Raw genomic sequence first — 14,600 nt, 5'->3', positions numbered from 1 at the left:
AATGAATATGAATTTAGTCAATATTATAAAAAAATAGCGCCCTTTTAGGACGCTATTTTGTCGTAATTTAAAATCAACTAAATTACATAGATTGTGTAAAAGTACGTGTAATGACGTCTTTTTGTTGTTCTTTAGTTAATGAGTTGAAACGCACTGCATATCCAGAAACACGAATGGTTAATTGTGGATATTTTTCAGGATGTTCCATCGCATCTAATAATGTTTCACGATTCAATACGTTAACATTTAAGTGCTGACCACCTTCAACTGATGCTTCGTGGTGGAAGTAACCATCCATTAAACCAGCTAAGTTACGTTTACGTGCATTATCATCTTTACCTAATGCATTTGGTACGATAGAGAAAGTATAAGAAATACCGTCTTTAGCGTAAGCAAATGGCAATTTAGCAACAGATGTTAATGAAGCAACCGCACCTTTTTGGTCACGTCCGTGCATTGGGTTAGCACCTGGTCCAAATGGCGCACCGGCACGACGACCGTCTGGCGTATTACCTGTTTTCTTACCATATACAACGTTTGAAGTAATGGTTAATACAGATTGTGTAGGAATTGCATTACGATAAGTTTTCAGTTTTTGAATTTTCTTCATGAAACGTTCAACTAAATCTACAGCGATATCATCTACACGAGGATCATTGTTACCGAATTGTGGATATTCACCTTCGATTTCAAAATCTACCGCAAGACCGTCTTCATCACGAATGGTTTTTACTTTTGCATATTTAATTGCAGATAATGAGTCAGCAGCAACAGAAAGACCAGCAATACCACATGCCATAGTACGAATAATATCACGATCGTGAAGAGCCATTAATGATGCTTCATAGCTGTATTTATCGTGCATATAGTGAATTGCGTTTAGTGCTGTCACATATTGTTTTGCTAACCAATCCATAAAGTGATCTAAACGAGCAAATACTTTGTCGAAATCAAGATATTCATCAGTGATTGGATCTTCTTTCGGGCCAACTTGCATTTTTAATTTCTCATCCACACCACCATTGATTGCGTATAGAAGAGTTTTAGCAAGGTTTGCACGCGCACCAAAGAATTGCATTTGTTTACCAACAATCATTGGGCTTACACAACATGCGATTGCATAATCGTCGTTGTTAAAGTCTGGACGCATTAAATCATCATTTTCATATTGTAAAGATGACGTATCAATCGATACTTTTGATGCGAACTCTTTGAATCCACTTGGTAACTGTTCAGACCAAAGAATAGTCATATTTGGTTCTGGTGATGGACCCATGGTATATAAAGTGTTTAAGAAACGGAAAGAAGTCTTAGTAACTAATGTACGACCATCAACACCCATACCAGCGATAGATTCTGTTGCCCAAATAGGGTCACCAGAGAATAATTCATCATATTCTGGAGTACGTAAGAAACGAACCATACGTAATTTCATTACGAAGTGGTCAACAATTTCTTGAGCGTCTTTTTCAGTAATTAATCCAGCTTCAAGATCACGTTGGAAATAAATATCAAAGAATGTTGAAGTACGGCCTAAAGACATAGCGGCACCGTTTTGAGATTTAACCGCAGCTAAATAACCAAAGTAAGTCCATTGAACAGCTTCTTGTGCCGTTTTCGCTGGTCCAGAAATGTCGTAACCATATTTAGCAGCCATTTCTTTAATTTGACCAAGCGCACGATGTTGTTCAGCGATTTCTTCACGACGTTGCATTGTCATGGCTAAATCAACACCATTTTCAAAATCCGCTTGTAATGAATTGAATTGTGCAAATTTGTCTTGCATCAAATAGTCGATACCGTAAAGTGCTACACGACGGTAATCCCCAATGATACGACCACGTCCATACGCATCAGGAAGACCAGTGATAACACCTGATTTACGACAACGAAGAATATCTGGTGTATAGATATCGAAAACACCTTGGTTATGGGTTTTACGATAATCAGTAAAGATTTTTTTGACTAAAGGATCAAGTGTTCTGTTGTATGCTTTACAAGAGTTCTCGATCATTTTGATACCACCAAACGGGATAATCGCACGTTTTAATGGTTTCTCAGTTTGTAGGCCAACAATTTTTTCTAAATCTTTTTCAATGTAACCTGCATCATGAGCAGTAATTGTCGAAATAACACTTGTATCAAAATCTACAGGGGCATGGGTAGCATTTTCAATTTTGATGCCTTCCATAACTTTATCCCATAATTTAGTTGTCGCATCAGTTGCGCCAGCTAAAAAAGACTCATCACCCTCATATGGTGTGTAGTTTTTTTGAATGAAGTCGCGGACATTGACATTATTTTGCCAATCACCATCTTTAAATCCTTTCCAAGCGACCGCTTGTACTTCGTTTAAATTACTCATAGTTTTTCACCTCAGGTTTACTAAAATTTCTATCTACTCTTTTGTATATAAGGGTAAATATCATAAAAATCAATGTGGCTTACGTAAATATAATGCCCAATAAGGCAGCGCAACGACTAAACCACCTAAAATATTCCCGATTGTTACAGGAATCAAATTCTTTAACACAAAATGCTCAACGGTTAATTCTTTGAATGCATCCGGTGATACACCTATTGCATGCCAAAATTCCGGAGAAGCAAAATTGTTGATCACAATTCCCATTGGGATCATGAACATATTAGCAATGCTATGCTCAAAACCACTTGCCACAAACATTGCTACCGGTAAAATCATGATTAGCATTTTATCTAATAAACTACGACCAGCGTAACTCATCCAAGCCGCCAAGCACACCATTAGATTGGCTAATAAACCAAGAAAAACAGCTTCAATAAAGGTATGATGCAATTTATGATCTGCAGTTTGCAGAACATTTAGTCCCCACATCCCATTGGCTACCATATATTGACCTGAGAACCATATCACGCCAACAAACAGTATAGCACCAATAAAATTACCAATATAGACTAAAATCCAATTGCGAATCATTCTAAACCAACTGACTTTATGCGTCATTTTCGGCAAAATTGTTAAAACTGTTGAAGTAAAAAGATCTGCTCCACAGCAAACAACGAGCATAAGTCCTAATGAGAAACAAATACCACCGACTAATTTAGCAAGTCCAAACGCAACGGTAGATGTACCTGTTGTCACGGTAATATAAAATACAAAAGCAATTGAGATAAATACACCTGCAATAATTGCAGATAAAATCGTGCTACTAGGGTGCTTATTTACTTTATAATTACCGACCTCTTCAGCGATTTGGGTCATTTGTGCGGGGGAAAGAGAATCCACAAGCTTATCATTACTCAATGTTAACATCCTCAAAAAAACTAGGGTTTTATGAGGCGGATAGTATACTCTTAATTTATGTCAAATCATCAATTTTTTAGTTAAAAAAATTTAAAAAATTATAACTCATTATTTTTATTTTATTTTTTTACATTTATTAACATAAATAATAACATTCTGTTTTGATTTAAAAAGTGTTTAACAGTTTTAATAAGCTTTTAAAACAGACAGTTAACTATTTCATAGCAATTATAAACGATTTTTTTGCATTGCTGTTGACTGAAGAAATTCGGATTAAATAAAAAAATTTTCCATCCTTTTTCTGATATATCGAAAAAGGAGGAAAATAAAATAGAACAAGTCTTAAATAAATATGTAAATGTAACTTCACGTTACAATTTGGATATCCTTATCCAAATTTTGCCCGTAATCCAATTGTTATGGATTACTTACCTCTGAAACTAAGAAGTCAACTTTGCTAGGTAACCCTGGTGATACTCGAATCACTTTAGGATTACGCCCAATCACTTCATAGCCTTTTGGTAATGTTCTGGTATCCAATTTTATCACAAAATTGGCTCCTCTTTCCCAACGACCACCTGATACACCGACTAGGTGATAACGACCAATTGCATCGGTTGTAATGATTTCACCCCGAGCCGTAACCAGTTTGATCCCCCCTAATCCTTCTTCACCTTCATCTTGAATACCGTTACCATTTTTATCCACATACACTTTTCCGAAAATAAGCGCATCATCAAATAATGGATCAGCCGTAACCGTTACTGTTGCATGAGAGGTATTGGATACAACTCGTCCAGTTAATGAGTTTATCGCTTTCGCTGTATTGGTATATTCGCCTTGAGTCACCCCCGAACCGACCACCAGCATATAAGTAAGCGTTACTTCATCGTTAGATTTTAATTTGATGACCTGAGAGGTGACCGTTCTTCCGCCACTAGGATCAGCAACTTTTTTACCATCAAGACGCGTTGAACCTTTAACAAACTTAAAGCCTGCCGGTAAGATATCTTGTATCTTGATAGCTGAAGCACGTGGACTATTATTGATAATTCGAATTGAGTAAGGCACGATATCACCTACAACGACATTATCTTTCTGTGCCATTTTAATTATCGTGACATCCTCATCCGAATTACGATACCCTAATAGCATTTCATTTGCTAACCGTGTCAAAGTTGTTGACATATCTTTTAACATGACAGGCACAGTGTGAGCACCACCCACGCCATTGAACGTTACCGAAGCTGGTGGACTAGCTAAATTAATTAAGTCATGTTCAATTACTTTACCGTTATTGTCTGCGTATTGATCAAATGACGGTATCAAATCAAATAAAGGATTACCACGACCAACATTGACACTACCATCGTTATACTCGCCATACAGGACTCTAACAAAGTATCGTGCTGCACCATTATTATTGGTATCAATAATGAGGTTACGGAAACTAAATTTACCATTTTCACCACTTATTGACTTAACCGGTTGACCACTTTTATCTAAGATGTGTTGTTTATCACTATCTAATAAGTAAACATTCACACCTTTTAAGCCATTATAATTAGCAGCACCTTTTAACCCTCCGCCATGATTATCATCAAGAATTCTTCCTTCAATGAATCCTCCATTGATATAACCAAAGTTTTGATCGATTAAACTCCCCGAAATATCTAATGTTGCCACGTTTTCTGTTTTAGGGGTATTTACGGTGCCATTACGATCATGATGCGCATCATCCGGATCAAAGCTTGCTCTTAAAGTCGTTGGTATACCCGTAACTTCAATTTTCCATTTACCCGGAATAATATTGTTAATTTCATAATCAACATCACTCGCTGCTAATGTGTGTGTAAAGTGGATAGCAGGATTGTTTACATTCTCGAATAATAATGTGACCGGCGCATTAACTGAGCTATCAATTGAAGGATTGTACTCGCCATCATCATTGTTATCTAAGAATACTTTACCTTTAATACCACTTAAACCACTCCAAGCAAAAATTACTCCTTGAGCATGATCGGTTGCACTCGCAAACTGGTAAATTTCCTCCATTTCGTTATCAGTCTTATTCGTTGTTGCAGCAATATTACTATCTGTTAGTAAGAAACTACTTATATAGTTAGAATTTTGAATAGAGACTTTAACTTTGTAGTTAACACCTGAAACTAGGTTTTCAAACTTATATTGACCAAGATCATCAATATTTGTGCCTGTACTTATTGCCTCAACACTATCAACCAAATCATTTTCGACAAATAATTCAACGGCATAATGCGGGAATAGTGAATCAATACCAATATCTTGAGCTGTTATTGCGTTACCATCATTGGTATCGATATCAATCACAACTTGACCACTAATGCTTGCTTGACCTTTTAGACCGAAATCAACATTGGTGACTAATGGAGAAGATGCCGCATTCATATCTAGTTTTGTTCCATTTGGAACATCAGTAGCAGGCATACCTTGTGGTTTAACCACATAGCTATAACTATAGCCTGAACCTGCTACTGGTTGAACAGTAATAATCCATTCACCCTCTGCAATATTATTGATTTCATATTGACCGTTAGCATCACTCACAGCGGTTAGAAGAATATTAGGATTATTCGCATCCCTTGCTTCAACGGTAACACCCGCTAAAGTAGTATGATATGTCTGATGTATACCTTTTCCTGAGTAATCTTTATAAATTTTGCCTTTTAACGCTTTTTGACTCTTATAACCATAATCAATATTGTCAACTTGTTGATTAACACCCGCTACCACTAACATATCATGATTACTTGCATTTCCACCATTAACCATGGCTGGACTGAAACTGATTTGATATCCAGACTGCAATAAGGTGCTATCATCAACACTCACTTCATATTGATTATATGCCGTTAAATTATCAAACTGGTAATGACCATTGCTATCCGTTGTCATTCTGATTTCAGGCGCACCACTTAAGCCATTACTTTTGAGGGTAACAGGAATACCATTTAAAGGTCTATCAATAGCTGCCGCATGGTAATTCAAACTAGCATTATCATTGATATCCATATCGACAACCACTCGCCCGGCAATTTTAGCACTCCCCTTCAAGCCATAGTCGATAGTTTTACCTGCGGTATCTGTGGCAGAAATGGTTAGTTTCAACTCGCCAGGATTGACCTGATCAATGGATAAATAATTTACAGCGTAATTGACGTAACTATAATTCCAATCTTGAGGATAGCCTGTAATTTTAACAATCCATACACCCGATGTTAGATTGTTTATTGCATAACTACCATCGGCAAGTGATACGCTTGAAACTTTTGCGTTATTACTTTGATTGATAGCACTCACCTCTACCCCTGATAACGTAGGATAATTAGCATTATGAATCGCATTACCCATAATATCTTGATAGATATGACCACTAATACCTATATTACCTTTATAACCGAAATCATTACTGACTTTTTGGTCGTTGTCCGCTGAAACAACTACAGGGGCAATATCGAATGCGTTATTCGTCGATGCCTTACCTGTCGGACTAAAGCTAATGACATAACCACTTAAAGCGTTTGTAGGGTCCGTCACTCGAATTCGATAATTACCACTCGATAAACCATTAAATTCAAAATAGCCATTACTGCCAGTGTTCGTTTGTTTATAGATAACAGTATCATTAGTTGGATCAATTAGGTTTATGGTTAAATTAGCAATACCGGTATCACCTTGTGACAATTGTTCATCGACATCGTTGTCCAGAACAACCATACCTGTAATTATGCTTTGACCTTTCATACCTAGATCAAGTTTGATATCTCGACCGGTATTTGAATCAACCTGATAACTAACACTATTAGTGTTGCTCCCACTTGGAGTTACTGATTTTTCAACAAAATAGCTATAAACCAAACTTGAACGTGTTGGATGTGAAACCGAAACTGTCCATTTGCCTTCAGTAATGTTAGTAAACGAAAACTGACCATCGCTACCAACTGTTTGGCTTTCTGTCACTTTTTTGTTATTCCATTCACCTTCAATTTTTACAACAGCACCCTCTAATTTTGTATGGAATGTTTGATAAGAACCATTTCCGCTTGCGTCCAAATAAACTGTTCCTGATAAGTTGCGTTTAATTTGATAACCGAAAGCACGTTTTTCTGGATTAAGTTCATACCGACTGTCATTCGGACCATTAATATCAAACGTTGCTATCGCCGATGGCGTTGCTGGATTTCCTGGACTAAAGACAAGTTTATAATCATTATGATTTACTGTGCTTGTAATTTCATAATTATGTTGACTTAATCCGTCTATTTCAAAAGCACCTGTAAATGGGTCAACCGATATATCTTTAGGTGTGAAGCCCGATTTATTGTTTGCTGAATTTAAGGTTATTACTGGGGTTATTGGTGTAGATAACTGACCAAATGCCATATCGTTTTGACTATATTGATCATCATTATCTCGGTCAATAACCACATAACCTGTAATTTTACTGCTACCGCGATAACCGATATTGATATTGTCAATTGAAGGTTGATTGACAGTTAAGTTAATATCTAATGACAAACTATTATTCTGCCCAACAATCGTTCTGTTATTCATTGAAGTATAATTTAAAGCATAATTATTCCAATCTGCCACTGTTTGTGAGTTATCAGCAGAAAGAACCCATTGACCTGGTGACATATTTTCGAATTTAAAATTTCCTGAACTGTCAGTTATTACTGAAAATGTTGCTTGATTATTAGTCGCATTAGAATTTGGGCTTGGCACTTTTGTCAAATTAAGTTTGACCCCAGCAAAGCTGGTATCAACATCTGTTTTACTTTGACTATTATCCACATCAATCGTTACTTGTCCTGCGATAATACCGTCATAATTAAATCCAGTACTACTACTGAAATCATCATTAGTTAGCGGCATAAAATCAATGATATTTTTATTATTTGCTATCTCTGATGCAGGAATAAGTTTAGCGCCATCTGGTGTAATGACTTCTACTTGATAATAATAATTTATAGGTAGCTTTTCGAAAAGATATTGACCATTTTTCGATGGATTACCATTTAAAGAAATATTATCCGTATCAATTGTTTTAAGGGTTTTATATTGATTTGAGCCTGGAACCTTATAATTTAGATTCACCTTCACGCCATTAGTAAGCTCATCAACCGTTTTGATTTTATTGTTATTAAAATCAATCCAGACATCACCACCAATTTTTTGCTTACCTAAAACAAGATAATGATTATCAAGTGATCCTTCTAAAGGTAATCCACTGACAGGAATAATGATATTTTGTGCTTGATTTCCTGATTTACTTTGTTTGAAATCATAGTCACTAATCGAATTCATTATGATTTTAACAGAATAATTAACACCCGTTCCGTATAATAGATTAGCAAAATGATAATGACCATTGTTGGTTTTTTGAGTCATCAATGGCTGTCCACTGGCATTTAATCCTGAATATAATTCAACAGTTGCCTGTACCGAGCCATCAAGTGGATGCGCAAATTGATTTGTATGATTCAAATCTTGGTTAGAATCGTTAAAATCGATATACACATTACCTTGAATACCATCATAGCTAGCCTGATTATAATAGAATATTTTACCGTCAATACCTCGATTATTGATAATGATATTTGATATGGTATCAATCGGTTGTGCTGAGTTTTCGCTATTCCCAACAATAACATAGTTTTGTGGGGCTAAAATAACACTGACTTTATAGTTACCATCTGGCAAATTATAAAAATGATATTCTCCATTGGCATCACTATACTGGCGAACCATTTCTTTATTCGTCGTAGCATCGTATAAACTGAGTAATACCCCACCTAATGGCTCACCGGTTGCAGCAGCAGGATCACCAATTAATGTTTTGCCCGAAATACCACTATTTGTTGCAGTAGTGCTGGTTATACCTGCCGATGGATTAGCATTTGTTTTCCCTGCTAATAAGAAGTATTTACCTTTCTGACTACCACCTTTAGTATTAAAAGATATCGGATTTAAAGTTTTGTTCGTATTGTTATCTGCATTTGCTATCACGCCATAACCGCTCGGCGGTTCAATTTCAACGGTATAAAGGCTAGCTTTCGAATCATCTTTACTTAAACTAAAACTATAATAGCCAATTTCATTGGTTTTAAGCGTACTAAATGGCGTACCTGTTGCGTCACTTCCTTTATATAAATTAATAGTTACATTTGAAACAGGAACATCACCCGTTCTATTGAAACTGATATCGGGTTGGCCATTATTATTGATATCGATCATGACATAACCCGATATCGATGCATCCCCCTCTTTTTTATAAATGAAGTCTAAACCACCACCTGATAAAATTGGCGTCGATGCAGTGATTTGAACATCGTTTACGGTATCAGAAGGACTTTTCAATTCATAACGTTTATCTAAGCCTGTATCCGTTACTTTTATTGTGTAATTATCATTTAAAAGATGACTGAAACGATATTTACCATTACTGTCCGTTTTGGTATAAGAATATAATTTATTACTGCCTTTACGATAAATTTCGACACGTACACCAGTGATTGGCACGTCACCCTTAGACGCATCAAAACTACCATTATCATCATAATCGTAATAAAGCTGACCGCTAATTTCAGTATTATTATTGGCTCTAATTAACCAATATTGATTCGGTACACCTCTTGGTAATAAATAAACCTGCATATATTCCAAATTTGTTTTTATTTCATTTGGAAGATAAGTTTTTTCTGCTTTAGATGCGCTGCTATTACCAACTAATTTGAAAGCACTATGATCCAATCCATTTAATCGCAATAACATACTTGTCAGATATAAATTATTATACCGAGTTGAGTTTTGTTTATTATAAACAAATCGCCCATTTTGTTTTACTTTGTTATCAACAAAATCAGGATCTGCAAGGATAGAATCGATACTTTTCGTTCTATCATAGTAATTAGGATAAATTCTTGGTGTAAAGACCCCTTCTACAGATAAATCTGAAAGATTATACCTTTGTAATTCATCTGATGTTAATAAAACCGATTGCTCATTTTTTTCAGTTGATCCGGTGATGTCTAAATAAATATTACCTGACAAGGCTTCAGTGAGCCCTGAAGGCGCTATCGTTGCTTGCATAAACCATTGATTATTATTATCCATATTTGCTAATGTGCCATCAGCTAATACTTCAAAATTTACTGTACCAGGAGGTGAAGAAGGATCCTTATCGGCAATATCTAAATATTTAGTTTTATCTGCTTGATGAACAATACGGTATTTGCCTTCTGGTAATGATTTAAGATTGATCGTTCGATAGTAATCACCAATAACACTCCATTTTTCATAATTACTTCCATTCCAGAAATAGAGATCAAAATATCCATCGCCTTTCTCAAGTGTTTGTTCACCTGCATAGTCCATATCGCCATTGAGATCATTAACCGGTGCCCCCGAAAATTGTCCTTTTCCTTGCATTAGAAAGTTTTTCGTCATCGGGACATCTAGTTGTTTAAATTGTACTTTATAACTTGGAGCTAACTCTTTAGCGGTATTTGTGACAGCCGTTGTACCTGAATAGATAGCTTTAACGATATAAGTCACATCTCGATTAATACCATCTTGTTGCCCTTGAAAACTATATTCACCCTTGGCATTCGTTAGTTTTTTCCCAATAAAATTACTTCCATTTTCAGTACAATCATTGGTACCGTCATCTTCACAAAGTAAAACAATAGCATTCTTTAATGGTAAGTCATTAGCATTGTACATTTGCCCGGTTTGTATCTCACCATCACCTAACCATGTATCTAACAGTACTGAACCACGAAGAACATCTTCATTAATTTTCAATTTATACCAGATGTTAGTATCTGTGTTATATTTGTTACCACCACTCGCATTAACAACAATGCTTGATATCGTTTTTTTATTATCATTAGGATCGATACTTGAACCGCTATTCTGATCATTATTTTCGAAATCAACATCGCCAGCCTTGATATTACTGTCGCCACCATACTCCTGTTTAGCCGTAACACGATACTCTCCGTTAGGCAAATTGGTGAAATTGTAATAACCCTTGTTATCTGTTGCAAATTCAGTGATAACTGTCCATTTTCCAAATACTTTACGCTCCAAAGTAACCCGATTTTGTTTAATTGGTGTATCTTGATTTGGATTATAAGTGCCTAAAGCCCCTCGATGGCTATTATTTAAATACACATATCCAGAAATCGTATTGGGTCTTTTTGGTGTAAAGTAAAGGGTATCTTCCCAAGTTCTATTTGGAGTGACATTAATCAAATATTCGCCATTATATGATTCGGGATAATCCAAATTATCCGTATCATATTCAACAACAGAATAATAAAATAAACCCGCATGATCGATAGGATAATTTTGTGAGCCTCTTACACCATAAAAACCCGGTTTTTGATAGCTGACTTCTAATTTATTACCTTGTAAATCGGTTGCTTGAGTCACACCATCTTCTTCAAAAAAGACAATTTTAGTATAAGTACTGGCGGTAATTGCTTCAAGCCCATTAATTGTTGAACTCCAGCTCCAATTTCCATTGGCTGTTTTCAAATAATTGACGACTAATAAATTACCTAAATCTTTACGTATTGGTGAATACCAAAAGTTTTGGTTGGTTTTTCTCTCATTAAGTTTGGGTACGATAATCTCTTTAGCAGCAATGTTAGCTTGTGTACCATTACTTAATGTGACTTTTCCTTTATGCGTACTTCTTGATTTAGAGGAGGTACTGGTTGACTTACCGTCTGTGTCATTGACAAAAACAGTATTATTTAAATTTATATTTGACTCTGTGACAACAACTTTATAATCTTTGTCTTTTACTAATCCGACAAATTGATAGGCGCCCAAATTACCGGTAAATTGATAAGCAATTTTCTCCCAATCGGTTCCATTATGTTGGTAAAGTTCGACAGTGGTATTAAGTCCTGTACTACCTTGAGCCGCAAGCGGAATATTATTGCCCGTTTTACCTGAATCTGGGCCTGCTATAATATATTGCTGAGGTCCTAGTACAAACACATTTCCAGATATACTGGATAAAGATGTATCGTTAGGATCTAATTGAAACAAGAAATTAGGACCACTAGGCACCCCAGTTGAGTCAGGTATTGTTAATTGTGCTTTTGCCCTGTTTTTACTATCAGTAGTAAAAGGTGGAGAAGTGACATTTGTTACCTGAATATCATAAGTTGCAACAGCGAGATCACTAAAGCTGTATTTACCATCACCACCTGTAATAACGGTATCGGTTCCCATTACTTTGGTTGTTGTACCGGAATAATACAACTCGACCCTCATATTTTGTAGACCAGTATCAATATCAGCTTCATAGGTATTATTGTTATTTCTATCAACCACAACAACACCATCAACAGAATTGGTATTACGATGTTTAAGATTAAATTGCCCACTTTGATCTGAACCTTCCATCTTAAAAGAAATAAGTTCAGCATATTGATGACTATTATCTGGTAGTATGACATCCCATAATTTATAATTTCGAGTTTTTAAAAAGAGATCAACGTCTTTATCAAAAAAAGCCTCATATTTAACCTGTAATAATGTATTTTTTATCTCTATTTCGCCATTACTATCTGTTTTTAATACGATATTATTATCCGTATTGGTTACCATCCCAACCGTTGATTGAGTTCTCATTTTTACAGGAATGTTGTTAATACCTGCATCTGTACCATTTTTAACTTTTAGATGAATAGTTCCCCCTTTTCCTTTTAAAAAGAGGTTTTGACCTAATTCACCTGTTGCCCCTCTAACAGTTACGTTTTTGGAAACGCTTTCCCCATTATTGGTTGCTATTTCAACGATATAATTTCCTAAAGTGTTAACTTCAAAGTTATACTGGCCATTATCGTTTGTCTGTTCATTTGATATTAAAATACCTTGATCATCTTTTAATGTCACGGATAAGCCTTGTAACGGAAAGGTTACATTTTTTGCGGTATCATCGTAGTCTAAAAATACCCTTCCCGCTATTGGAATTGCATTAGCTACCGATACAATTGTTAACGACATAAAGGTGGATAGCAACATCCATTTTAGACATTGTAATATCGCTTTATAACTAAAAACATCAACCCAAGATCTTTTTTTAGCATTCATTTTCGCTGTTGCATTACACTTAATTCGCATTATCTTCTCTCCTGATATGCGTAAATTCTCTTCTTTTCGATTTTCAGCTTTTAGGTCTGATTTTATTTGCACGGGTAAACGTATTTGACTACTGTTAACTTTTTGCCAACTGTTCATTAGAAACTCCCCACTACATTGACAAACCAACCATGTGAACGGTAGTTCAAGCGTGTTAAGTTGTCGTTATAATCCGTGAAGTTGTAACCCACACCCATCTTGATGTTGTCGCCAACATTACGGTAGACACTGGTCACTAAACCGTCTTTGTGGTCATCTGCCAGATCGGTACGTAGCGTTCGCCCCTCAACCTGATATTCCCAGTCACCCGTCTTATAATTAATCCTTAGTGCATATAAATCAGCGCCTGATGAATACCAATCGCTTTCACCTTTATAACGTAAATGACCCTGTCTTTGTGCCGCCTTAAACGCCGTTTCCCAGTTCGCATTCCATTCGTAAACACCTTCTAATGACCATACCCAGCTCTTTTGGTCATACAAGCTCGACGTATAACGTTTACCACCTGATGATGTTGAGTTCACTATCAACTGGTCATCCGGGTCTAATCCATACACATAGGTCATTTTGCCAAAAAGGTTCAGATTATTGATTACTTGGGGTCGGTAGGCAAAACCGATCATTGACTCCGTGTAATTACTTACTACATCACTTGAATCATCTTGATTACCAAACGTTTTGGCAAAATCAAATTGTCCAAGCCAACTTAAGTTTTCATTAACCACCGTTTTTGCCCGGTTAGTGGTCACCCATTGTCTTATGCGTTCACTACCTTCATCTATCCGATATTCCAGACGATTGCGTATTTGAAATAAATCATTTTTATAACCATAACCAGCGGCATAAATATCCCGACGAGTTTCATCATTTCCGGTTAAACTGGTGTGATTGCGGTGACGATTGCTCACACGGCCTATCGAGTAAGACCCCTCTATAAATTGGGCTTCCGTCGGTTTATAACTTACCCCATAAACATCCGATGTCGTGTGGTCTATGCGGTTGGTTTTAAATTGTCGCTCAGAATATAACTCCATTTGACTCGTCGCCTTGGTTCGACCACCAAATACCGTTGTAATACCGCGACCCGAACTTGAGTCCACATCATTGAGTACCT

Annotated in this window: 3 protein-coding genes and 1 pseudogene; all 4 read right to left on the bottom strand. The window is 36.1% G+C overall.

Features of this window, described 5'->3' with window-relative positions; translation table 11 throughout:
• Positions 1-82: 82 nt before the first annotated feature.
• On the bottom strand, positions 83-2,365 hold the full coding sequence (pflB, locus tag J3U14_RS00020) for a formate C-acetyltransferase (RefSeq protein ID WP_220215723.1): 2,283 nt from the start codon (positions 2,363-2,365) through the stop codon (positions 83-85).
• 69 nt (positions 2,366-2,434) lie between these two features.
• Complete coding sequence (focA, locus tag J3U14_RS00015) at positions 2,435-3,283, bottom strand: formate transporter FocA (protein WP_267351754.1); 849 nt, start codon at positions 3,281-3,283, stop codon at positions 2,435-2,437.
• A gap of 417 nt (positions 3,284-3,700) precedes the next feature.
• Positions 3,701-13,585 (bottom strand): SdrD B-like domain-containing protein, encoded by a 9,885-nt coding sequence (locus J3U14_RS00010; protein ID WP_267369531.1) that lies wholly within the window; start codon positions 13,583-13,585, stop codon positions 3,701-3,703.
• Positions 13,585-14,600, bottom strand: a pseudogene (locus J3U14_RS00005) (hypothetical protein); the annotation flags it as partial. The gene J3U14_RS00010 and the pseudogene J3U14_RS00005, both read right to left, overlap by 1 nt.

This window comes from Gilliamella sp. B3801, from assembly GCF_026536645.1.
In the GTDB taxonomy this organism is placed as follows: Bacteria; Pseudomonadota; Gammaproteobacteria; order Enterobacterales; family Orbaceae; genus Gilliamella; species Gilliamella apicola_I.
The sequence above is the reverse complement of the archived record's forward strand: the minus strand, read 5'-3'. Positions and strand labels throughout refer to the sequence as shown.

Excerpts from the sequence above, each read along its gene's own strand:
- pflB (WP_220215723.1), bottom strand. The coding sequence starts at position 2,365 with ATGAGTAATTTAAACGAAGTACAAGCGGTCGCTTGGAAAGGATTTAAA.
- J3U14_RS00010 (WP_267369531.1), bottom strand. The coding sequence starts at position 13,585 with ATGAACAGTTGGCAAAAAGTTAACAGTAGTCAAATACGTTTACCCGTG.